The 21,901-nt window shown below is 69.5% G+C and carries 20 protein-coding genes and 1 riboswitch; of the genes, 15 read left to right on the forward strand and 5 right to left on the reverse strand.

The annotated features are described in order from the left end of the window. Positions 1-5: 5 nt before the first annotated feature. Positions 6-1,388: a cysteine desulfurase/sulfurtransferase TusA family protein gene (locus OG611_RS16310; protein WP_266420291.1), complete on the reverse strand. Its 1,383-nt coding sequence runs from the start codon at positions 1,386-1,388 to the stop codon at positions 6-8. 272 nt (positions 1,389-1,660) lie between these two features. Between OG611_RS16310 and coxB the strand changes: the two genes are divergently transcribed. The 4 genes from coxB (at position 1,661) to OG611_RS16330 (ending at position 6,126) form a co-directional block, all read left to right on the forward strand. Next, a complete protein-coding gene (gene coxB / locus OG611_RS16315) occupies positions 1,661-2,623 on the forward strand; it encodes a cytochrome c oxidase subunit II (RefSeq protein WP_266420294.1) in 963 nt (320 codons plus the stop codon). After that, a complete protein-coding gene (ctaD, locus tag OG611_RS16320) occupies positions 2,620-4,356 on the forward strand; it encodes a cytochrome c oxidase subunit I (RefSeq protein ID WP_266420297.1) in 1,737 nt (578 codons plus the stop codon). The genes coxB and ctaD overlap by 4 nt, the downstream gene beginning before the upstream one ends. Further along, entirely contained in the window at positions 4,353-4,751 is a 399-nt protein-coding gene (locus OG611_RS16325; protein ID WP_266420299.1) for a cytochrome c oxidase subunit 4, read from the forward strand. The genes ctaD and OG611_RS16325 overlap by 4 nt, the downstream gene beginning before the upstream one ends. 118 nt (positions 4,752-4,869) lie before the next feature. Further along, positions 4,870-6,126: an Ig-like domain-containing protein gene (locus OG611_RS16330; RefSeq protein WP_266420302.1), complete on the forward strand. Its 1,257-nt coding sequence runs from the start codon at positions 4,870-4,872 to the stop codon at positions 6,124-6,126. Between the two features lie 57 nt (positions 6,127-6,183). Here the strand turns inward: OG611_RS16330 and OG611_RS16335 are convergent, their stop codons facing one another. After that, the gene (locus OG611_RS16335) at positions 6,184-6,585 is read right to left on the reverse strand and encodes a hypothetical protein (protein ID WP_266420305.1); all 402 of its coding nucleotides are present in this window, start codon (positions 6,583-6,585) and stop codon (positions 6,184-6,186) included. 187 nt (positions 6,586-6,772) lie between these two features. Between OG611_RS16335 and OG611_RS16340 the strand changes: the two genes are divergently transcribed. From OG611_RS16340 to OG611_RS16365, 6 genes are all read left to right on the forward strand, one after another. Continuing rightward, complete coding sequence (locus tag OG611_RS16340; RefSeq protein WP_030933584.1) at positions 6,773-7,393, forward strand: heme-copper oxidase subunit III; 621 nt, start codon at positions 6,773-6,775, stop codon at positions 7,391-7,393. 62 nt (positions 7,394-7,455) lie between these two features. Next, positions 7,456-8,265, forward strand: a complete 810-nt coding sequence (locus OG611_RS16345; RefSeq protein ID WP_266420309.1) for a c-type cytochrome — start codon at positions 7,456-7,458, stop codon at positions 8,263-8,265. Further along, positions 8,262-9,317 carry a ubiquinol-cytochrome c reductase iron-sulfur subunit gene (locus tag OG611_RS16350; protein WP_266420311.1) on the forward strand — a complete coding sequence of 352 codons (1,056 nt, stop codon included), beginning with the start codon at positions 8,262-8,264 and terminating at the stop codon, positions 9,315-9,317. The genes OG611_RS16345 and OG611_RS16350 overlap by 4 nt, the downstream gene beginning before the upstream one ends. After that, a complete protein-coding gene (locus OG611_RS16355; protein WP_266420314.1) occupies positions 9,314-10,939 on the forward strand; it encodes a ubiquinol-cytochrome c reductase cytochrome b subunit in 1,626 nt (541 codons plus the stop codon). Before OG611_RS16350 ends, OG611_RS16355 begins: the two co-directional genes overlap by 4 nt. A 123-nt stretch (positions 10,940-11,062) precedes the next feature. Beyond that, positions 11,063-12,127, forward strand: a complete 1,065-nt coding sequence (gene trpD / locus OG611_RS16360; protein WP_266420317.1) for an anthranilate phosphoribosyltransferase — start codon at positions 11,063-11,065, stop codon at positions 12,125-12,127. 85 nt (positions 12,128-12,212) lie between these two features. After that, a riboswitch (SAM riboswitch) is annotated at positions 12,213-12,330 on the forward strand. Positions 12,331-12,502: 172 nt separating this feature from the next. Beyond that, positions 12,503-13,879: an aminotransferase class V-fold PLP-dependent enzyme gene (locus OG611_RS16365; RefSeq protein WP_266420319.1), complete on the forward strand. Its 1,377-nt coding sequence runs from the start codon at positions 12,503-12,505 to the stop codon at positions 13,877-13,879. Positions 13,880-13,955: 76 nt separating this feature from the next. On the opposite strand, the gene OG611_RS16370 is transcribed toward OG611_RS16365, so the two are convergent. Further along, positions 13,956-14,237 (reverse strand): Lrp/AsnC family transcriptional regulator, encoded by a 282-nt coding sequence (locus OG611_RS16370; RefSeq protein ID WP_093543818.1) that lies wholly within the window; start codon positions 14,235-14,237, stop codon positions 13,956-13,958. Continuing rightward, positions 14,234-14,983, reverse strand: a complete 750-nt coding sequence (locus OG611_RS16375; RefSeq protein WP_266420322.1) for a rhomboid family intramembrane serine protease — start codon at positions 14,981-14,983, stop codon at positions 14,234-14,236. Before OG611_RS16375 ends, OG611_RS16370 begins: the two co-directional genes overlap by 4 nt. 163 nt (positions 14,984-15,146) lie before the next feature. On the opposite strand from OG611_RS16375, the gene OG611_RS16380 reads away from it, so the two are divergent. The 5 genes from OG611_RS16380 to OG611_RS16400 all read left to right on the forward strand — a co-directional run bounded on the left by OG611_RS16380 (position 15,147) and on the right by OG611_RS16400 (position 20,627). Beyond that, positions 15,147-15,389 (forward strand): hypothetical protein, encoded by a 243-nt coding sequence (locus OG611_RS16380; protein WP_014156692.1) that lies wholly within the window; start codon positions 15,147-15,149, stop codon positions 15,387-15,389. A 36-nt stretch (positions 15,390-15,425) separates the two neighbouring features. Next, positions 15,426-16,787, forward strand: a complete 1,362-nt coding sequence (locus OG611_RS16385; protein ID WP_266425931.1) for an NYN domain-containing protein — start codon at positions 15,426-15,428, stop codon at positions 16,785-16,787. 284 nt (positions 16,788-17,071) lie between these two features. Beyond that, on the forward strand, positions 17,072-18,100 hold the full coding sequence (locus OG611_RS16390; RefSeq protein WP_266420325.1) for an NlpC/P60 family protein: 1,029 nt from the start codon (positions 17,072-17,074) through the stop codon (positions 18,098-18,100). A gap of 237 nt (positions 18,101-18,337) precedes the next feature. After that, positions 18,338-19,369, forward strand: coding sequence for a C40 family peptidase (locus OG611_RS16395; protein WP_266420328.1), 1,032 nt, complete (start codon positions 18,338-18,340; stop codon positions 19,367-19,369). A gap of 16 nt (positions 19,370-19,385) precedes the next feature. After that, on the forward strand, positions 19,386-20,627 hold the full coding sequence (locus OG611_RS16400; protein ID WP_266420331.1) for a hypothetical protein: 1,242 nt from the start codon (positions 19,386-19,388) through the stop codon (positions 20,625-20,627). A 14-nt stretch (positions 20,628-20,641) separates the two neighbouring features. Here the strand turns inward: OG611_RS16400 and OG611_RS16405 are convergent, their stop codons facing one another. Continuing rightward, the gene (locus OG611_RS16405; protein WP_266420333.1) at positions 20,642-21,889 is read right to left on the reverse strand and encodes a glycosyltransferase family 87 protein; all 1,248 of its coding nucleotides are present in this window, start codon (positions 21,887-21,889) and stop codon (positions 20,642-20,644) included. Between the last annotated feature and the right edge of the window lie 12 nt (positions 21,890-21,901).

Below are 21,901 nucleotides of genomic sequence, written 5' to 3' on the forward strand. Positions count from 1 at the left end.
CGGGCTCAGACGAGCCGGCGGACCACATAGGCCGAGCCGCGGTCCGCCGGCTCCTCGCCCACGTACTCCTGCTCGCGCATGGCGCACCAGGCCGGGATGTCCAGGCGTGCCGCCTCGTCGTCGGAGAGCACGGTCACCGTCCCGCCCGGCGGTACCTCCCCGATCACCTTTGCGAGCTCGATCACCGGGATCGGGCACCGCTTCCCGAGCGCGTCGATCACCAGGGACGCGGCCGGGGCGGGGGAGGGGGGCACCGCAGCGGGCGCGCCCAGCCTCTGCCGTACCTCCGCCACCACCCGGGGCAGCACGTCCAGGAAGCGGTCGACGTCCTCCCCGGCGGTGCCGTTCGGCAGCGACACCCGTACGTTCCCCTCCGACAGCACTCCCATGGCCCTGAGCACATGGCTCGGCGTCAGCGTGCTGCTGGTGCAGGATGAGCCGGACGACACGGAGAACCCCGCCCGGTCCAGCTCGTGCAGCAGTGTCTCCCCGTCGACATAGAGACAGGAGAAGGTCACCAGATGCGGCAGCCGCCGCACCGGGTCGCCGACCACCTCCACATCGGGCACCACCTCCGCCACCGTGGCCCTGATGCGGTCCACCAGGGCCCGCAGCCGTACGGACTCGGCCGCGGCCTCGGCCCGCACGGCGCGCAGCGACGCCGCCGCGGCGACGATCGCCGGAATGTTCTCGAAACCCGCCGCCCGTCCCGACTCCCGCTCGTCGGCCGGTCCTTGAGCGGCGAACCGCACCCCCTTGCGCACCGCCAGCAGCCCGACGCCGGAGGGCCCGCCCCATTTGTGGGCGCTGCCCACCAGCAGCGACCAGCCGTCCGGCACCGGCTCCCGGCCCAGCGACTGCGCGGCGTCCACCAGCAGCGGCACCCCCGCCGCCCGGCAGACCTCCGCGACCCCGGCCACCGGCTGCTCGGTGCCGACCTCGTGATTGGCGGACTGCAGACAGGCCAGCGCGGTGTCCTCGCGCAGCGCGTCCGCGAACGCCGCCGTGCTCACCGCCCCCGACCGGTCCACCGGGACCTCGGAGACCGACCCGCCCTGCGCCTCATGGGCGGCCGCCGAATGGAGCACCGACGAGTGTTCGACCGAGGAGACGACCAGATGGCGGCCGACCCGCCGACGTCCTGCGAGAGCCCCGGAAATCCCCGCGTGCACCGCCCGGGTCCCCGAAGGAGTGAATGTGAGCTCGTCCGGACGGCATCCGACGGCCTCGGCGGCGGCCTCCCGGGCGGCGTCCAGCAGCAGCCGGGCGCGCCGTCCCTCGCGGTAGAGCCTGGCAGGGTCGGCCCAGCCCTCGTCCAGCGCGGCAAGCAGCGCCTGACGTGCGACGGGGTGCAGGGGAGCGGAGGATGCGGTGTCGAAGTAGGGCACGCGGCCACGCTAGCCCGAGCCGGGCCCGGACCCGGGGACGGGCCGCCCGCGAGGGGTCGGGAGAGGGGGCGTCAGATCGCGCTCGGAGGCCCGTATTCCACCCCTTCGGGGAGTCGGGCGGCGCGTTGGGCACCCTCCCCGCGCGACCCCAAATAGCGTCCAGTAGGGTTTGGTCCGCATAAACATCCAAACCCCTGCCCGCGTCAGGGCGGCGACCGACCAGAAAGACGGCCGCGCCGACCGCGCGGGCGAGACTCTCGGGAAGGCGCTACGTGAGTCCCAACGGCTCCGACCGCTCGTCGCGGCGCCCGATGCGGCGGAAGCTGCCGCAGGTGCTGACTGCGGGCCTGATCCTGGCGACCGCAACCGGTTGCACATACAAGGACTTCCCCCGCCTTGGTATGCCCACGCCGGTAACAGAAGAGGCACCACGGATCCTTTCCCTCTGGCAGGGCTCGTGGGCGGCAGCGCTCGCCACGGGCGTGCTGGTCTGGGGCCTGATCCTGTGGAGCGTCATCTTCCACCGGCGCAGCCGCACCAAGGTCGAGGTTCCTCCGCAGACCAGGTACAACATGCCCATCGAGGCGCTGTACACCGTGGTCCCTCTGATCATCGTCTCGGTGTTGTTCTACTTCACCGCGCGCGATGAATCGAAGATCCTTTCGCTCTCTCCGAAGCCCGCCCACACCATCAACGTGGTCGGCTATCAGTGGAGCTGGGGCTTCAACTACATCGAGAACGTGGACGGCTCGACCGCCACGGGCAACGAGATCCCCAAGGAGCTCGACGCCATCCCCAACCGGTTCCAGAAGGACTTCCCCAAGGGTGCGGAAGGCGTCTACGACTTCGGCATCCCGGGAACGCGGAACCCGCAGAACGGCAACCCGGGTCCGACCCTGTGGCTGCCGAAGGGCGAGAAGGTCCGCTTCGTTCTGACTTCGCGTGACGTCATCCACTCCTTCTGGGTGGTGCCGTTCCTCATGAAGCAGGACGTTTTTCCGGGCCACACCAACGCCTTCGAGGTGACTCCCAACCAGGAGGGCACCTTCATGGGCAAGTGCGCCGAGCTCTGCGGCGCCGACCACTCCCGGATGCTCTTCAACGTCAAGGTCGTCTCCCCGGAGCGCTACCAGGCGCACCTCGAGGAGCTGGCGAAGAAGGGCCAGACGGGCTACGTGCCGGCCGGCATCGAGCAGACTGACCCGGCCAGGAATGCGGAGACGAACAAACTGTGAGCATCCTCAACGAACCTCAGGGTGCCGCGGCAGCAGACGACTCGTACGAGGACGAGCTGCCGGTCCGGCGGAAGCAGCCGGGAAACGTCGTCATCAAGTGGCTGACCACCACTGACCACAAGACGATCGGCACGATGTACCTGGTCACATCGTTCGCGTTCTTCTGCATCGGCGGTCTGATGGCGCTCTTCATGCGCGCCGAACTGGCCCGTCCCGGCACGCAGATCATGTCGAACGAGCAGTTCAACCAGGCGTTCACGATGCACGGCACGATCATGCTGCTGATGTTCGCGACGCCGCTGTTCGCCGGATTCGCGAACTGGATCATGCCGCTGCAGATCGGCGCGCCCGACGTGGCGTTCCCGCGGCTGAACATGTTCGCGTACTGGCTGTACCTCTTCGGTTCGATCATCGCGGTGGCCGGCTTCCTCACCCCGCAGGGTGCTGCGGACTTCGGCTGGTTCGCCTACTCCCCGCTCTCGGACGCGGTCCGGTCGCCGGGTGTCGGCGCCGACATGTGGATCATGGGTCTGGCCTTCTCCGGCTTCGGCACGATCCTCGGTTCGGTCAACTTCATCACCACGATCATCTGCATGCGCGCTCCCGGCATGACGATGTTCCGCATGCCGATCTTCGTCTGGAACGTCCTGCTGACCGGTGTGCTGGTCCTGCTGGCCTTCCCGGTCCTCGCCGCCGCGCTCTTCGCGCTGGAGGCGGACCGTAAATTCGGGGCGCATGTCTTCGACGCGGCCAATGGCGGCGCATTGCTCTGGCAACACCTCTTCTGGTTCTTCGGCCATCCAGAGGTGTACATCATCGCCTTGCCATTCTTCGGAATCATTTCCGAAGTGATTCCGGTGTTCAGCCGGAAGCCGATGTTCGGCTACATCGGCCTGATCAGCGCGACGATCGCCATCGCGGGCCTCTCCGTGACCGTGTGGGCGCACCACATGTACGTCACGGGCGGTGTGCTGCTGCCGTTCTTCTCGTTCATGACCTTCCTCATCGCGGTACCGACCGGTGTGAAGTTCTTCAACTGGATCGGCACGATGTGGAAGGGGTCGTTGTCCTTCGAGACACCGATGCTCTGGGCCGTCGGCTTCCTGATCACCTTCACCTTCGGTGGTCTGACCGGCGTGATCCTGGCATCGCCCCCGATGGACTTCCACGTGTCGGACTCGTACTTCGTCGTCGCGCACTTCCACTACGTCATCTTCGGCACCGTGGTCTTCGCGATGTTCTCCGGATTCCACTTCTGGTGGCCGAAGTTCACCGGCAAGATGCTGGACGAGCGGCTCGGCAAGATCACGTTCTGGACGCTGTTCGTGGGCTTCCACGGCACGTTCCTGGTGCAGCACTGGCTCGGTGCCGAGGGAATGCCGCGTCGTTACGCGGACTACCTCGCCGCGGACGGCTTCACCGCGCTGAACACGATCTCGACGATCTCCTCGTTCCTGCTCGGCCTGTCGATGCTGCCGTTCTTCTACAACGTGTGGAAGACCGCCAAGTACGGCAAGAAGATCGAGGTCGACGACCCGTGGGGCTACGGCCGTTCGCTGGAGTGGGCGACTTCCTGCCCGCCGCCGCGGCACAACTTCCTCACCCTGCCGCGGATCCGTTCCGAATCCCCGGCGTTCGACCTGCATCACCCGGAGATCGCGGCGCTCGAGCAGTTGGAGCACCACTTCGAGGATGACAAGGCCCTCGCTGGTGGCAAGGAGGCCGGCAAGTGAAGATCCAGGGCAAGATGTTCATCTGGTTGAGCGTCTTCATCCTCGCCATGGCCGTCACGTACGGCGTGTGGTCGAAGGAGCCGGCCGGTACCACCGCACTCGTCCTGGCCTTCGGGCTGAGCGTCATGATCGGCTTCTACCTGGCCTTCACGGCCCGGCGGGTCGACGCCCTGGCGCAGGACAACAAGGAAGCCGATGTCGCGGACGAGGCCGGCGAGGTGGGGTTCTTCTCCCCGCACAGCTGGCAGCCGCTCTCGCTGGCGGTCGGCGGTGCCCTCGCCTTCATGGGAGTCATCTTCGGCTGGTGGCTGCTCTACTTCTCGGCCCCGGTCATCCTGATCGGTCTGTTCGGCTGGGTCTTCGAGTACTACCGCGGTGAGAACCGCACCCAGTGACCTCGCGTCACCGCTCCACCTGACGGGGGGCCCGCACTTCTCCACCGAGAGGAGTACGGGTCCCCCGTTCGCAGTCACACCGCGCGCTGATACGGATGAACTTTCATAGCGTGGGTCCATGAACCACACGCCGCGCATCCGCCCCGCAGTGGGCTGCACCCTGCTGGTCGTGACCCTGGTCGCAGGAGTGACCGCCTGTGGCGGGTCCGGCGGCCATCCGCTCGCGGAGAAGCCGTACGACGCTGTGGACGAGATCTCCTCCAACGCGTCGGACGGCGACGGGAAGGTCGACCCCGGCAAGCCGCTGGAGGTCACCGTCAACGGCGACGACGGCCGGATCACGGACGTGTCGGCCGTCGACACGACGGGCCGCCACCTCGCGGGCGAACTCGACGCCGACGGGCAGCGGTGGCACTCCACCCTCCCGCTCGCCGCCGGCACCCGGTACACCGTGCGGGTCAGCACGGAGGACGACGACGGCGCTCCGGGCGGCCGTACGCTCTCTTTCGGAACCACCTCCGCCAAGAAGTTCCTGAAGGTCGCCTTCGGCCCTCAGGCGGGCACCTACGGCGTCGGACAGCCCATCACGGCGGAACTCAGCGCTCCGATCAAGGACAAGGCGTCCAGGGCCAACGTCGAGCGCGCCCTCAGGGTCCGCTCGACACCCGCCGTGACCGGTTCCTGGTACTGGGTCGACGACAAGACCCTGCACTACCGCCCCAAGGACTACTGGCCCGCCAGGGCCACCATCGACGTCACCAGCGGCCTGGCCGGGGTCAAGGTCACCGACGCCCTCTACGGCGCCCCCACGAAGGCGCTGAGGCTCACCACGGGCGACCGCATCGAGGCCGTCACGGACGCCGCGGCGCACTCGATGACGGTCAAGCGCAACGGGAAAGTGATCAACACCATTCCGGTGACGACCGGCAAGCCCGGCTTCTCCACCCGAAACGGCGTCAAGGTCGTGCTGGGCAAGGAGTACAACGTACGTATGCGCGGGGAGACGATCGGCATCGCGGAGGGCTCCTCCGACTCGTACGACCTGCTGGTCTACTACGCGACGCGCGTCACCTGGAGCGGCGAGTACGTGCACGCGGCCCCCTGGTCCACCGGCTCGCAGGGGTACGCGAACGTGAGCCACGGCTGTACGGGCATGAGCACCGGCCAGGCCGAGTGGTTCTACAACACGGTGCGCCAGGGCGACATCGTCACGGTCGTGGGCAGCCAGGGCGAGACGATGACGCCGTTCGACAACGGCTACGGGGACTGGAACCTGTCCTGGGCCAAATGGCTGAAGGGCAGCGCCCTGCAGAAGAACACCACGCCGGACCGTACGGACACGTTCCAGGCGGCGCGACTGCGTCCCGAGGTCTGACCGGACCGGGGAGTGCGCTGCCCCTCAGTGGGACCACGGACGAAACCGCGGCGGGACTCAGGCGTTCACGCAGTCCCTGCTGCGCAGCAGGGCGGCCAGGGCGTCCGCGAACTCGACCGGCTCGACCGGCAGGGTCACCGCGGCGTCCGCACGGCTCCAGGTGGCCAGCCAGGCGTCCTGCGGGCGCCCGATCAGCAGCAGTACCGGCGGGCAGTGGAAGATCTCGTCCTTGATCTGCCGGCAGACGCCCATGCCGCCCGCGGGCGCCGTCTCGCCGTCCAGCACGCAGACGTCGATGCCGCCGCGGTCCAGCGCCTCCAGCACGGCGGGCAGGGTGGCGCATTCCAGGAATTCCACCGGTGGCACATCGGCCGCGGGCCTGTGCCCGGCTGCCAGCCTCACCTGCTCACGGGTGTTGGCGTCGTCGCTGTAGACCAGGACCGTGGCGGTCGGCTGCATTGTTCCTCCGTGACATCTGTGTCTTCGGGGCTTTCCGGGCATGAACCGATGCGCGGATCGTACTCCGCCCGACGTCCTGTCAGCACCGCCCGGGACGGCGGATCCATGGGCCGTTCGGGGAGGACACACCCGCCTGACACACCGAACGGCACCCCCCGGGGTGAGGGCGGGATAAGCGACCGACATAATGTCGGTCGTGGCGACAGCAACGACAGTAGAAACCGGGCACGCGCACCCCTCGGTCAATCGACCGAACCTCACCAGCGTCGGAACCATCATCTGGTTGAGTTCCGAGCTGATGTTCTTCGCGGCCCTCTTCGCGATGTACTTCACCCTGCGATCGGTGATGGGACCGGACCACTGGAAGGAAATGGCTTCGGCCCTGAACTTCCCGTTCTCGGCGACGAACACCACGATCCTGGTGCTCTCCTCACTCACCTGCCAGCTCGGCGTCTTCGCCGCGGAGCGGGGCGATGTGAAGAAGCTCCGTGCCTGGTTCGTGATCACTTTCGTGATGGGTGCGATCTTCATCGGAGGCCAGGTCTTCGAGTACACCGAGCTGGTGAAGAAGGACGGCCTCTCGCTGTCCTCCGACCCGTACGGCTCGGTGTTCTACCTGACCACCGGCTTCCACGGTCTGCATGTGACAGGCGGTCTCATCGCCTTCCTGCTCGTTCTGGGCAGGACATACGCAGCCAAGAGGTTCACCCACGAACAGGCGACCGCCGCCATCGTCGTGTCCTATTACTGGCACTTCGTCGATGTCGTATGGATCGGCCTCTTCGCCACGATCTACATGATCAAGTAACCGGGCTCGAACCCGAACCACATCCAGCATCGACGCAGAAGATCCTGACACCGGGGTAATCCGTGAAAAAGCTCTCCGCACGACGACGCCATCCGTTGGCGGCGGTCGTCGTACTACTCCTCGCGCTGGCGGCCACTGGGGGGCTGTACGCCGCGTTTGCGCCCGCGAGTAAGGCGCAGGCCGACGAAACCGCCCAGTCCCTCGCCATCGACGAGGGCAAGAAGCTGTACTCCGTCGGTTGCGCCAGCTGCCACGGAACCGGCGGTCAGGGCACCACCGACGGGCCGAGCCTGGTCGGCGTGGGCTCCGCCGCCGTTGACTTCCAGGTCGGTACGGGCCGTATGCCGGCGCAGCAGCCCGGCGCCCAGGTGCCGAAGAAGAAGGTCATCTACAACCAGGCGCAGATCGATCAGCTCGCGGCGTACGTCGCGTCGCTCGGCGCCGGTCCGATCATTCCGACCAAGAACCAGGTCAGCCCTGACGGTGCGGACATCGCCAAGGGTGGCGACCTGTTCCGTACCAACTGCGCGCAGTGCCACAACTTCACCGGTGAGGGCGGCGCGCTGACGAACGGCAAGTACGCGCCCAGCCTTGAAGGCGTGGACCCGAAGCACATCTACGAGGCCATGCAGACCGGCCCGCAGAGCATGCCGTCCTTCCCGGACACGACGATGCCCGAGCAGCAGAAGCGGGACATCATCGCGTACATCCAGACCGTCAACAGCGCCCAGTCGGAGAACCCGGGTGGTCTGAAGCTGGGCGGCCTGGGGCCGGTCAGCGAGGGGCTGTTCGCCTGGATCTTCGGGCTCGGCGCACTGATCGCAGTTGCCATTTGGGTCGCGGCCCACACCGCTAAGGCCAAGAAGTCATGAGTAGCCAAGAGATTCCAGACGAGAACCTGCCCGCTGAGCAGGACACCGCGCACGGCGCGGTAGTAGAGGTCGCGGACGACCCGTTCGCCGACCCGGGGCTGCCGGCCCACAAGCCGCGCATCCAGGACATCGACGAACGGGCCGCGAAGCGCTCCGAGCGCGCCGTGGCGTTCATGTTCACGCTGTCCATGCTGGCGACGATCGGCTTCATCGCCTCGTACGTCATCTTCCCGGTCGACAAGATCGTGTACATCTGGCCCTTCGGCCATGTGAGCGCGCTCAACTTCTCCCTGGGTCTGACCCTGGGCGTGGCCCTCTTCGCGATCGGCGCCGGCGCCGTCCACTGGGCGCGCACGCTGATGTCCGACGTGGAGGTCGCCGACGACCGGCACGCCATCGAGGCCGAGCCCGAGGTCAAGGCGAAGGTCCTGGCGGACTTCGCGGCAGGTGCCGAGGAGTCCGCGTTCGGGCGGCGCAAGCTGATCCGCAACACCATGTTCGGCGCGCTGGCCCTGGTGCCGCTCTCCGGTGTGGTGCTGCTGCGCGACCTCGGTCCGCTGCCGGAGAAGAAGCTCCGCAACACCCTGTGGGCCAAGGGCAAGCAGCTCATCAACATGAACACGATGGAGCCGCTGCGTCCCGAGGACGTCGCCGTCGGTTCGCTGACCTTCGCCATGCCCGAGGGCCTGTCGGAGCACGCGGAGGACTTCCAGAACCAGATCGCCAAGGCCGCGCTGATGATCATCCGCATCCAGCCGGAGAACATCAAGGACAAGCGCGAGCGCGAGTGGGCCCACGAGGGAATCGTGGCCTTCTCCAAGATCTGCACGCACGTCGGCTGCCCGATCAGCCTGTACGAGCAGCAGACGCACCACGTGCTCTGCCCGTGCCACCAGTCCACCTTCGACCTCTCCGACGGCGCCCGCGTCATCTTCGGTCCGGCCGGTCACGCCCTTCCGCAGCTGCGGATCGGTGTGAACAGCGAGGGCAACCTCGAGGCGCTCGGTGACTTCGATGAGCCCGTCGGTCCTGCATTCTGGGAGCGCGGATGAGTACTGCGACCGACACACAGCGCAAGGCGCCCGCCGGTGAGCGGGTGGCCGACTGGGCGGACGGCCGACTCGGGATCTACTCCCTGGCCAAGGCCAACATGCGCAAGATCTTCCCGGACCACTGGTCCTTCATGCTCGGTGAGATCGCCCTCTACAGCTTCATCATCATCATCATCACGGGTGTGTACCTGACGCTGTTCTTCCACCCGAGCATGAACGAGGTCGTGTACCACGGCTCGTACGAGCCGATGCAGGGCATCCGGATGTCCGAGGCCTACGCCTCGACGCTGGACATCAGCTTCGACGTCCGCGGTGGTCTGCTGGTCCGGCAGATCCACCACTGGGCCGCGCTGATCTTCCTGGCCGGCATGTTCGTGCACATGATGCGCGTCTTCTTCACGGGTGCGTTCCGCAAGCCGCGTGAGATCAACTGGCTGTTCGGCTTCCTGCTGTTCGTGCTGGGCATGTTCACCGGCTTCACCGGCTACTCGCTCCCGGACGACCTGCTGTCCGGTACGGGTGTCCGCTTCACCCAGGGCGCGATCCTGTCGATGCCGATCGTCGGCACGTACATCTCGATGTTCCTGTTCGGCGGAGAGTTCCCCGGTCACGACTTCGTCGCCCGGTTCTACTCGATCCACATCCTGCTGCTGCCGGGCATCATGCTCGGTCTGCTGGTGGCGCACCTGATCCTGGTCTTCTACCACAAGCACACGCAGTTCGCGGGTCCCGGCCGCACCAACAAGAACGTCGTCGGCATGCCGCTGCTGCCGGTGTACATGGCGAAGGCCGGCGGTTTCTTCTTCCTGGTCTTCGGCATCATCGCCGTCATCGCGGCCATCGCCTCGATCAACCCGATCTGGGCCATCGGCCCGTACCGCCCGGACCAGGTGTCCACCGGCGCCCAGCCCGACTGGTACATGGGCTTCGCCGAGGGTCTGATCCGAGTGATGCCTGGCTGGGAGATCAACCTCTGGGGCCACACGCTCGTCCTGGGTGTGTTCATCCCGCTGATGGCCTTCGGACTGGTGCTCGCGATCATCGCGGTCTACCCGTTCGTCGAATCCTGGGTCACCGGGGACAAGCGCGAGCACCACATCCTGGACCGCCCGCGCAACGCCCCGACCCGGACGGCCTTCGGTGTCGCCTGGATCACCGAGTACGTCATCGTCTTCATCGGCGGTGGTAACGACCTGTGGGCCACGCACTTCCACCTGTCGCTGAACGCCATCTCCTGGTTCGTCCGGATCTTCATCTTCGTCGGCCCGGTCCTCGCGTTCATCGCCACCCGGCGGATCTGCCTCGGCCTCCAGCGCCGCGACAAGGAGAAGGTGCTGCACGGGCGTGAGTCCGGCATCATCAAGCGCCTGCCGCACGGTGAGTTCGTCGAGATCCACGAGCCGCTCGGCCCCGAGCAGCTGCACACGCTCACCGCGCACGAGCAGTACAAGCCGGTCGAGATCGGCCCGACGGTCGACGAGAACGGTGTCGAGCGCAAGGTGTCGGTCCTGCAGAAGCTGCGGGCCCGGCTCAGCAAGGGCTACTTCGGCGAGGACAACCAGATCGCCAAGCCCACCGCCGAGGAGTACAAGGAGATCACCAGCGGCCACGGTCACCACTGATCGCTTGAACTGATCGCCACAGCAGGAGCCCCGTCCATTCGATGGACGGGGCTCTTTGCCGTCCACGGCGCTCGATAGGGTGGAGGCAATCCCTTTTACCGGCTGTGGACCCAGGAGCGGACCATGAACGTTGTGACCCCGATCGGCGGCGACAGCGTGGCGGACCGTTCCTGGCCCGGCATGCTGAACCCCCTGCTGCGCGGTGAGAACCTCACCGCCGACGACACCGCGTGGGCGATGGACCGCATCATGAGCGGCGAGGCGACCGATGTGCAGATCGCCGGGTTCGCGGTGGCGCTGCGGGCCAAGGGCGAGACGATCGACGAGGTGTCCGGCCTGGTACGGGCGATGTACGAGCACGCCAACACCATCCACGTACCCGGTCGTACGGTCGACATCGTCGGCACCGGCGGCGACCTCGCCAAGACGGTCAACATCTCCACCATGTCGGCGATCGTCATCGCCGGCACCGGCGCCAAGGTCGTCAAGCACGGCAACCGCGCCTCCTCGTCGGCGAGCGGTTCCTCCGATGTGCTGGAGAAGCTCGGCGTCAACCTGGACCTCTCCGCGCAGCGGGTCGTCGAGGTCGCCGAGGAGGCAGGCATCACCTTCTGCTTCGCGGTGAAGTTCCACCCCGCCCTGCGCTACGTCTCCAGGGCCCGCAAGGAGCTCGGCGCGCCGACGACGTTCAACATCCTCGGGCCGCTCACCAACCCGGCCCGGGTGCGTTCGCAGGCCGTCGGCGTGGCCGACCTGAAGATGGCGCCCATCGTCGCCGGGGTGCTGGCCGGGCGCGGCAATTCGGCGCTGGTCTTCCGCGGCGACGACGGTCTGGACGAGCTGACGACGACCGCGACCTCGCGGGTCTGGGTGGTCCGGGACGGAGCGGTGCGCGAGGAGGCGTTCGACCCGCGCGACGTCGGTCTGGAACTGGTGCCCGTGCAGGCCCTGCGCGGTGCGGACGCCTCGTACAACGCCGATGTGGCCCGCCGGGTGCTGGGCGGCGAGCGGGGACCGGTGCGCGATGCCGTGCTGCTCAACTCGGCGGCGGCGCTGGTGGCGCTGGACGCGGCGGACGGCACGCTGAACGAGCAGCTCGCGGCCGGGATGGCGAAGGCTGCCGAGTCCATCGACTCCGGGGCGGCGGCACGTGCGCTGGAGCGCTGGGTGGCGGCCAGCAACGCCTGAAACAGGCGGAAATGTGGCGCAGGGCGCAGTCCGGATCCTGGACTGCGCCTTGCGCGTCTTCGTGCGTATGGCAGGATGCTGGTCAGGTCATGAGTGACAGCGACTACGGCCCCGGCCCGCTGTCCGGCAACCCTCCGTCCGTGGCGGGGTGCCCCGGGTGAAGACCAGGCCGTAGGCAGCGAGGTCTGCGGCAAGCGCGGGCCCCTCGGCATCTGTGAATGCCAACCCCCGGGGTCCTGGTCCCTAGGGAGTCTCTTGTGAGCACGCGAATGCGATAGGGCCGTCGGCCCTCCTCCGCACACCCCTCTTTTCTCCGCTGCGCTGCCGCGTTTCCGCCGGCGCATGCAATTCGCCTGCCTCTTACGGGAGTTCGCCATGTCTGTCTTCACCGCTGCCGCCGACCAGTCGCTTTGTGCCCCTCTGCCGGTTCTGGGCAAGGATGTGACAGTTCCGCTGGTCACGGGCGGTGAGGTCACCTACGCCGCTCTCGACTACGCCGCCAGCGCCCCCGCCCTCCAGCGCGTCTGGGACGACGTCGCCGCGTACGCCCCGTACTACGGCAGCGTCCACCGCGGGGCCGGTTACCTCTCGCAGCTCTCCACGGACCTCTTCGAGAACAGCCGCGCGACCGTCGCGGAGTTCCTCGGCTGCCGCGCCGACGACCAGGTGATCTTCACCCGCTCGACCACCGACTCGCTGAACCTGCTGGCCGCGGTCGTCCCGGCCGACTGCCAGGTCTTCGTGTACGAGACCGAGCACCACGCCTCGCTGCTGCCGTGGCGCGACGCCCGGGTGACCTACCTGAACGCCCCGCGCACCCCCGCCCAGGCCGTCGAGACGCTGGAGCGGGCTCTCGCCGACCGCGAGCCCTACGGCCCCGCGCTGGTCTGCGTCACCGGCGCCTCCAATGTCACCGGCGAGCTGTGGCCGGTGAAGGAGCTGGCCGCCGCCGCGCACGCGCACGGTGCCCGGATCGTGCTGGACGCCGCGCAGCTCGCCCCGCACCACCCCGTCGACATCGCCGAGCTGGACGTCGACTGGGTCGCCTTCTCCGGACACAAGCTGTATGCGCCCTTCGGCTCGGGCGTCCTCGCCGGCCGGTCCGACTGGCTGCAGCAGGCCGAGCCCTACCTCGCGGGCGGCGGCGCCTCGCGCAAGGTCGCCCGTCGCACCGACGGCGGCGTGGACGTCGAATGGCACTCCACCGCCGCCCGCCACGAGGCCGGTTCCCCCAACGTCATCGGGGTGTACTCCATCGCCTCCGCCTGCAAGGCGCTCACCGAGGCGGGCTTCGACAACCTGGTCGCCCGGGAGCAGCACCTCGTGGGTGCGGTCCGGGCCGGCCTGGCAGGGGTCCCCGAGGTCAAGGTGCTCTCGCTGTTCGGTGACGAGGCCCCGCGGGTCGGCGTCATCTCCTTCGTGGTGGAGGGCTGGAACAGCTCGCACTTCGCCGCCGCCCTCTCCGCCGAGTACGGCATCGGGGTCCGCGACGGACTGTTCTGCGCCCACCCGCTGGTCCGCACGCTGTTGGGCAGCGACCCGCAGGAGGTCGGGGAGTGCGGCGCGCCGGAGGCCGAGCCGGGGGAACGTTCGCTCAACGCGATCCGGGTGAGCTTCGGCGCCGGTACGCCGGACGAGCACATCGAGCGTTTCGTCCGCGCGGTCAAGGAACTGGTGAGCAAGGGCGCCCAGTGGAAGTACCGCACCGAGGACGGCCGCTGCGTCCCGGACCGGGGTGCGGCGCAGCTCTGACGGGCACACAGCACTTCGGCGGGGGACGGGCAGCCGAGCCCGTCCCCCGCCGAAGTGTCACGCCGTGCGGGTGTGCCTACGCGTCGAGGCCGATGGCGAAGGCGGCCTCCAGGTCGTGCTGCGAGTAGGTACGGAACGCCACATGCGTGTCGGTGGCCTCGACGCCGGGGATCTTGCTGATCCGGCCGGGGATGACGTCGGCCAGATCGTCGTGCTTGGCCACCCGGACCATGGCGATCAGGTCGTACGTACCGGTGACCGAGAAGACCTCGCTGACGCTGTCCAGCGCGGCGATGGCCTCGGCGATCTCGGGAATCCGGTCCACGCTGGTTTTGATGAGCACGATCGCGGTGATCACGGCTGGCTTTCTCCCTCGGTGGCCGTGGCTGGTGCCTTCACTCTATCCGTACGCCGGTAACGCCCCCAGGCGTAGAGAAAGCCCAGGGCGAAGCCCACCACATGGGCCAGATAGGCCACGCCCGGCCCCCCGCTGCCCGCGCCCTGGACCGCCAGCCACTGCAGGACGAACCAGAAGACCAGCACGATCCAGGCGGGGAAGCGCAGCGGCAGGAAGAAGAGGAACGGGAACAGGCTGGTGACCCGGGCCCTGGGGAAGAGGTACAGGAACGCTCCGAGCACTGCCGAGATCGCCCCCGAGGCGCCCACCAGCGTCTGGTCGGACGTGGCGTGGGCGGCCGCGTAGGCGACCAGGGCGAGATAGCCGCTGATGACGTAGAAGAAGGTGAACCCCACCCGGCCCATGCGCTCCTCGGTCATCGCCCCGAATACGTACAGGAAGAGCACGTTGCCGAGCAGGTGCAGCCAGCTGCCGTGCACGAAGAGGGCGGTGAGCGGGGCGAGCAGGGCGTGTGCGGAGCCGTCCCACAGCTCGCTCGGGATCACGCCCCACCGTTCGAAGTACCCGGCCTGGGCGGCCAGCAGGGCGTCGGCGGTTCCGGGGACCGGGTTGAAGCCGGACAGCGGGCTGATCACGAAGACCAGGGCGCAGACCGCGATCAGGGCATGGGCCACCAGTGGTCCACCGGTGACCGTCCGTAGCAGTCCGCCGGACAGTCTGCCGGCCACAGCTCGCCGATCGATCATGAACAGAGCATGACGCAACCGGAGGGAACGGGACAGACCGCCTCGCCGTGTCGGGGGGACGCGGTGAGGCCGTAGGGTTACGGCAGGACATCCGCAGTTCGACGGCGCACCGCGAGATCCTTGAAGCAAGGCAGCACGAGGCTCGACGAAAGAGGACGCAACGATGACGACGGTTCCCCAGCCGACCGACGGGACTCGCTGGCGCTGCACGCTCTGCGGAAATCTCACGCGCTTCGACGTGACGCGTTCCTCGAAGGTCGTCGAATACGTCCATCTCGACCTGGCCGGTGAGTCCAGCGTCGAGGAACGCGAGGTGGTCAGTGAGACCATCGAGTCGGTGCGCTGCCGTTGGTGCAACGCGGTGGACCAGATCGAACTGGTGGACAGGCCGGGTGCCGACTCCTGACGGAGCCGCGCCCACAGACATTTGGGGTGACGGATGGTGGAGCAGCCCGATAGCGGCGCCGAGTCGGCCGAGGCGGCCGACGACGCCGTCGAGGCGCTCGACCGCCCGCTGCCCGAAGGCGTACGGCGGCGGGTCGTCGCGCTGGTCTCGGACGCGTTCGGCGGCCTGACGGTCACCGAACTCCCGGCCCAGCTGCGGCAGTACGCCCGTTTCACCCCGACCCGGCGGGCCAAGTTCGCCGGGAACGCGATGGCGGCCGCCCTGGAGAACGACGCGCTGTTCCGGCAGCGCATCGGTGAGCGGCTCAAGGAGGGGCAGTCCGAGCTGGCCGCTGCCCTGGAGGCCGGTGCGCCGCCTGCCGCCGCCGACCCCGTCGATGTGGCCGCGGCGGCCTATGTGCTGCGCCCGCCGGGCTGGCTGAAGCTGGTCGCCGCAGCCGGCGAGGAGGCCCAGCGCGCGGACGCCGAGCGCGCCGACGAGGAGAGCCGCCGCGAACTGGAGCGGCTGCGCGAGGAGCTCGTCCGGGCCCGCTCGCAGACGAAGAGCGAGACGGAGCGGCTGCGCGCCGAGCTGGACGCGGCCCGCAAGGAGGCCGACTCCCTCCAGCGCAAGCTGCGCAGCGCCGTCAACGAGGTCAGGCGCGGCGAGGCCGCGCTGCGCCGCAGCCGCGCCGAGACCGACGCCGTACGGTCCGAGACGGCCGCCCAGGTCTCCGCCGCCGAGAGCGAGAGCCGCCGGCTCAAGGCGCGGCTCGGTGAGGCCGAGGCGTCCGTGGAGGCGGGCCGCCGGGCCGCCAGGGAGGGCCGCTCGGTCGAGGACATGAGGCTGCGGCTGCTGCTGGACACGGTGCTCGACGCGGCGAGCGGGCTCCGGCGCGAACTGGCCCTGCCGCCCGCCTCGATCCGTCCCGCCGACAGTGTCGACGCCGTCGAGCCGGGCCGGATGTCGCCCAAGGACATTGCCGCCAGGGCCCTTTCGGAGACCGACCCGGCCCTGCTCGACCAGCTGCTCGCGCTGCCGCAGGCGCATCTGATCGTCGACGGCTACAACGTCACCAAGACCGGCTATCCGCAGCTGCCGCTGGAGAAGCAGCGGCTGCGGCTGCTGGGCGGCCTCGCGGTGCTCGCGGCGCAGACCGGCGCCGAGATGACCTGTGTCTTCGACGGGGCCGAGCTGGCGGCCCCGGTGCTGCTCGCACCGCCGCGCGGGGTCCGGGTGCTGTTCAGCAAGCCCGGCGTGACCGCCGACGAACTCATTCGTCAGCTGGCGCGCGCCGAACCTCCGGGCAGGCCCGTCGTGGTGGTCTCCACCGACCGCGAAGTCGCCGACGGAGTGGCGAAGGCGGGCGCCAGGCCCGTTGCGTCCGTCTTGCTCCTGAAGCGCCTTTCGCGCGTCTAGCGGCACTTGCCGGGTCTCGGTGGAATTGAGGGAACGGACCGTCAGGTCGCAGCTACACCCCGTGCGTCGAGGGTAAAGAAGTGCGGTCTGTGACGAGATTTTTCTGGTGAGGATTTGAACTGATCACAAGTTGGTCACTAGGGTCGGGCCTCGAACCTTCGCACGGTTGATCACCCATCCGGGGTGACGGCGAAGACACCGCCGAGTCCGTGACGTGCACGGAGCCGGGGATTCGAATCCCCCACATCCCGGTAGGCGGCTCGAGGAAGAAGGAGCTCGCCTTCGTGGCGTCCCACCGTCGTCCCAAGCAGCCGAGCCGCGCCCGTGTGACCGTGCTCACCGCGACCGCCGCCGCGGCCGTGGCCCTGACCTCCCAGGCGGCCCACGCCGACCCGAAGCCCTCCAAGGGCGAGGTCAAGGCGAAGGTCGAGAAGCTCAACCACGAGGCCGGCGCCGCCAACGAGCAGTACTACGGCGCCAAGGAGAAGCAGCAGAAGCTGGAGAAGGAAGTCGGCGCGCTGCAGGACAAGGTGGCCCGCGGTCAGCAGGAGATCAACAACCTGCGCAACGGCCTCGGTTCGCTCGCCGCCGCGCAGTACCGCTCCGGTGGCATCGACCCGTCGGTGCAGCTCTTCCTCTCCTCCAACCCGGACAGCTTCCTCGACGAGGCCTCGGCCCTCGACCAGTTGACGGCCAAGCAGACCGAGACCCTGGGGAAGATCCAGGAGAAGCAGCGGGTCCTCGCGCAGGAGCGCAAGGAGGCCCAGGACAAGCTCGGCGACCTCGCGGACGTGCGCAAGACGCTCGGCGCGAAGAAGAAGAAGCTCCAGGACAAGCTGGCCGAGGCGCAGCGCCTGCTCAACACGATGACCCAGGCCGAGCGCACGAAGATGCGCAATGACGAACAGCGCGCCAGCCGCGCCGCGAGCGACCGGGTCGACCTGGGCAAGGAGGTCCCCGCCTCCGCCTGGGGCGCCGCCGCCCTGAACGCAGCCGCCACCCAGGTGGGCAAGCCGTACCAGAGGGGTGGCACCGGCCCCGGGGCCTTCGACTGCTCCGGGCTGACCCAGTGGGCCTACGCCCAGGCCAACGTCCAGATCTCCCGGGTCACGTACACCCAGGTCAACGACGGCGTCCACATCGGGCGCAGCGCGCTGAAGCCGGGCGACCTGGTCTTCTTCAACAACACCGAGCACGTGGGCCTCTACGCGGGCAACAACACCGTCCTGCACGCCCCGTACCCGGGCACGTTCGTCCGCTACGAGTCGATGAACACCATCGGCAGCTTCCAGTTCGGCGTGCGCGTCGGCTGACGACGCCCGAACGGGCGAATTCCCGCGCCCGTGCAGACAGCCCGCCCCGCCGGAGACCACAGGTCACCGGCGGGGCGTCGCCTTTTCCGCCGCCCTTCCGTACGGCGCGGTCGTTGGTCGCTCCGTGATCGTCCGACTACTGTCTGCCTGCCGTGCAGCTCCCGGTCGTCGGTCCGCCCGCCCCGGGCGGCAGGGGCTGCGCGCGTCTGCGTACCGCGGAAGGGAGTGCGGCGTCCTGTGGTGTCCCATCGCCGTTCCACACAGCCCGGCCTCAATCTCGGGGTCCGGGCCACCGTTCTGTCGGCCGCGGCGGCGACCGCGGCCGCCACCCTCGGGGCGGCCACCGCGAACGCCGACCCGCAGGACACCCCCCGGAGCGCCAAGGCCCGCATCGACCGGCTGTACACCGAGGCCGAGCGGGCCACCGAGCAGTACAACAAGGCCGGTGAGAACGCAGGCCGGCTGCGCGGCGAGGTCGGCCGGGCCCAGGACCGGGCGGCCCGCGGCCAGGAACGGCTCAACCGGATGCGTACGGCGCTCGGTTCCGCGGCGAGCGCGCAGTACCGTTCCGGCGGCATCGACCCCTCGCTCGCCCTGCTGCTCTCCTCCGACCCGGACAGCTACCTGGACCGGGCGGCCGTACTGGAGCGCCTGACCGACCTTCAGGCCGCCGAGCTGCGGGAACTCCAGCAGGTCCAGCGCGGGCTCGTGCAGACCCGCGCGGAGGCGGCCCGCGCGCTGGCCGAGCTGGAGCGCAACCGGGCGGACGCCACCCGTCACAAACGCATCGTCGAGCGCAAGCTCGCCGAGGCCAGGAAGCTGCTGAACGCGCTGCCCGGCGCCGACCGGGCGGAGTTCCAGCGGGCCTCGCGCTCCGGCCGCGACGGCGCGTACCCGGCGACGGCCGATCTGCCGGCCGGCTCCGCGCGCGCGGCGGTCGCCGTCATGGCGGTCCGGCAGGCACTGGGCCGCCCGTACATCTGGGGGGCCAACGGGCCGGCCGGATTCGACTGCTCCGGGCTGATGCAGTGGGCGTACGCCCAGGCCGGGGTCAGCCTGCCGCGGACCTCGCAGGCCCAGCGGTACGCGGGACACATGGTGCCGCTCTCCGAGGCCCGCCCCGGCGACCTGGTCGCCTACCGCGCGGACGCCGGCCACATCGCGATGTACGTCGGCAACGGCCAGGTGATCCATGCCCCGTACCCCGGGGCCCCGGTGCGCTACGACCCCGTCGGCATGATGCCCGTCTCGTCGGTCACCCGCGTCTGACCGTACCCTCGATCGGGTGAGCGAGCGGCGGGGACGGAACGGCGGGCGGCGCGCGGCGGGTGCGCTGCTCGCCGGACTGCTGCTCGCCTCCGGCTGCGCGGCCCCCGACGACGACGGCGCCCCGGACGCGACCGCCCGCGCCGTCCGCGCCACGCTGGACCGCCGGGCGGCCGCCGTGCTGGACCACGACACGGACGCCTACCTGGCCACGACGGACCCCGAAGCCACCGGGCTGCGCACGGCCCAGCGCCGGGAGCTCGCCAACCTCGCGGACATACCGCTGAGCTCGTGGACGTACCGGCTGCGCGACGTGACCGCGCGGGGCACCGACCGGGCCACCGCGGACGTCGAGCTGCGCTACCGGATCAAGGACTACGACGCCGCCCCGGTCGCCGCGGACCGGGTGTTCGACCTGAGACGGGACCGGGCGGACGGCCGCTGGTACGTCGTCGGGGACCGGGCGGACGGGGACGGCGTCCGGCAGCTCTGGCAGCAGGGCGACGTCCGGGTGGTGCCCGGGAAGCACAGCCTCGTGCTCGGCGTCGGCCGCACGGAGCAGGAGCTGCGCGCCATCGCCCGGACCGCGGACCGCGCGGTGCCCGCCGTGTCCGACGCCTGGCCGGAACGCTGGGCGGGCCGCGTGGTGGTGCTCGTACCGCGGACGGTGGAGGACATGGCGGGGCTGCTGGGGTCGTCGGCGGCGGACTACCGGGGCATCGCCGCCGTCACCACCGGGCAGACCGGCGGCGCGGGCCGGTCCCCCGCGGACCGGGTGATCGTCAACCCGCAGGCGTACGGCACCCTCGGCACCTTCGGGCAGCGGATCGTCCTCACCCACGAGACCACCCACGTCGCCACCCGCACCCGCACCTCCGCCGCGACCCCGACCTGGCTCTCCGAGGGCTTCGCGGACTGGGCGGCCTACCGCTCCGAGGACCGCACCGCCGCACAGATCGCGCCCGGACTCGCGGACGCCGTCCGGCGCGGCGACCCGCCCGCCGAGCTCCCCACGGACGAGGACTTCGGTTTCGCGGGCGACCCGGCGCGCCTGGCGAGGGCGTACGAGGGCGGCTGGGCGGCCTGCGAGCTGATCGCCGACCACTGGGGCGAGAAGAAGCTGCTCGCCTTCTACCGGGCCGTCGGAGGGCACCGGGGACGGGACGGAGCGGTGGAGCAGGCCATGCACGAGGTGCTCGACACGACCCCGCAGGACTTCACCGCACTCTGGCGGGAGCAACTGCGCACCTGGCTCGGCTGAGCTCGGCGCACGGCTCAGGAGCCGACCGGCTCCGCCTCCCGGCCGAGGCCGGACCGGACGGCTGACCCGTCGCCGTCGCGCGCCGCCCGGGGCACCGTCCGCCGCCACAGCCGGCGGCAGGCGATCAGCGTCGCAGCGACCAGCAGGCCGTTGCGCAGGAACATCAGCGTGACGCCGGTCGCGTCGCTGGTCACCACATGCGTGAACCCGAACGGGAACTCCCACTGGGTGAAGCCCGTCGCCAGCAGCACCAGACCGGCCGGCAGCACCATCCGGCTGTCGCGGAACACCAGGCAGACCGCCGCCAGGCCGACCAGCCACAGCATGTACTGCGGGCTGATCACCCGGCTCGTCGTCGTGAACAGCAGCACCGCCGCGAACGCCGCGTCCGCCGGGGTGCTCACGCCGAACTCACGGGCCCGCAGCCGCCATACCACCAGCCAGCCGAACGCGAGGACGGACAGGCCGAGGGCCAGCGTGCTCACCAGCGGCACGTACGGACCCAGGAACTCCATCGAGCCGTAGTGGAACTCCACCCCGCCCTGCCAGCCGAACTGCCGCGCCACATGGAAGACCAGCGCGCCCAGCGACTCGACCTCCGTGCCCCGGTCGCGCTGGGCGCCGAGGAAGGCCGGCGCACCGGGCATCGCCACGGCGCACCCCACCAGCAGCCCGGCCGCCGTCACCGCCGCGGCCGTCCACGCCAGCCGGGTCCGCCGGCCGCGCGCCGTACCGGCCAGGATCAGCGCCGGCCACACCTTCAGCAGCGCACCGACGGCGGCCAGCACCCCCATCACCCGCGGATGCCGCAGCCCTGCCAGGAGCGCCGCCACCGCCACCGCCGTGACCATCACGTCGTAACGGGCGTACGCGGTCGTGCCGAGCAGCGGCACCCCCGCCACCCACACCCAGGCACCCGCCACCGACCGGCCGCCGCCCCGGCCCGCGTACAGCAGCAGCCCCAGCACCAGCAGGTCGCACACGAACGCGAGGACGTAGAAGGCCGAGGCGTAGTCCAGGAACGGCAGCAGCGCGGGGGAGAGGATGGCGAGCGCGGCCAGCGGCGGGTACTGCCAGGTGACGTCGGACTGCGGATACGTACCGGTCTTCAGCACCTCGGACCAGCCGTGGTAGATCACCGAGACGTCACTGGTCACGTCCGGTCCGGACAGCGTGATCACCTTGGTGACGCAGAGCAGCAGCGCGACCCTGGTCAGGGCCCACACCGCGACAGCGAGCCGCGCGCCGGTCGATCCCCTCATGACCGCCTCATC

Origin of the sequence: Streptomyces sp. NBC_01363, assembly GCF_026340595.1 — a bacterium.
In the GTDB taxonomy this organism is placed as follows: domain Bacteria; phylum Actinomycetota; class Actinomycetes; order Streptomycetales; family Streptomycetaceae; genus Streptomyces.

What these genes read in the sequence shown, in the direction of transcription:
- OG611_RS16330 (WP_266420302.1), top strand. Translation starts at nt 4,870, where the DNA reads ATGAACCACACGCCGCGCATCCGCCCCGCAGTGGGCTGCACCCTGCTG.
- OG611_RS16335 (WP_266420305.1), bottom strand. Translation starts at nt 6,585, where the DNA reads ATGCAGCCGACCGCCACGGTCCTGGTCTACAGCGACGACGCCAACACC.
- OG611_RS16340 (WP_030933584.1), top strand. Translation starts at nt 6,773, where the DNA reads ATGTCGGTCGTGGCGACAGCAACGACAGTAGAAACCGGGCACGCGCAC.
- OG611_RS16350 (WP_266420311.1), top strand. Translation starts at nt 8,262, where the DNA reads ATGAGTAGCCAAGAGATTCCAGACGAGAACCTGCCCGCTGAGCAGGAC.
- OG611_RS16355 (WP_266420314.1), top strand. Translation starts at nt 9,314, where the DNA reads ATGAGTACTGCGACCGACACACAGCGCAAGGCGCCCGCCGGTGAGCGG.
- trpD (WP_266420317.1), top strand. Translation starts at nt 11,063, where the DNA reads ATGAACGTTGTGACCCCGATCGGCGGCGACAGCGTGGCGGACCGTTCC.
- OG611_RS16365 (WP_266420319.1), top strand. Translation starts at nt 12,503, where the DNA reads ATGTCTGTCTTCACCGCTGCCGCCGACCAGTCGCTTTGTGCCCCTCTG.
- OG611_RS16375 (WP_266420322.1), bottom strand. Translation starts at nt 14,983, where the DNA reads ATGATCGATCGGCGAGCTGTGGCCGGCAGACTGTCCGGCGGACTGCTA.
- OG611_RS16380 (WP_014156692.1), top strand. Translation starts at nt 15,147, where the DNA reads ATGACGACGGTTCCCCAGCCGACCGACGGGACTCGCTGGCGCTGCACG.
- OG611_RS16405 (WP_266420333.1), bottom strand. Translation starts at nt 21,889, where the DNA reads ATGAGGGGATCGACCGGCGCGCGGCTCGCTGTCGCGGTGTGGGCCCTG.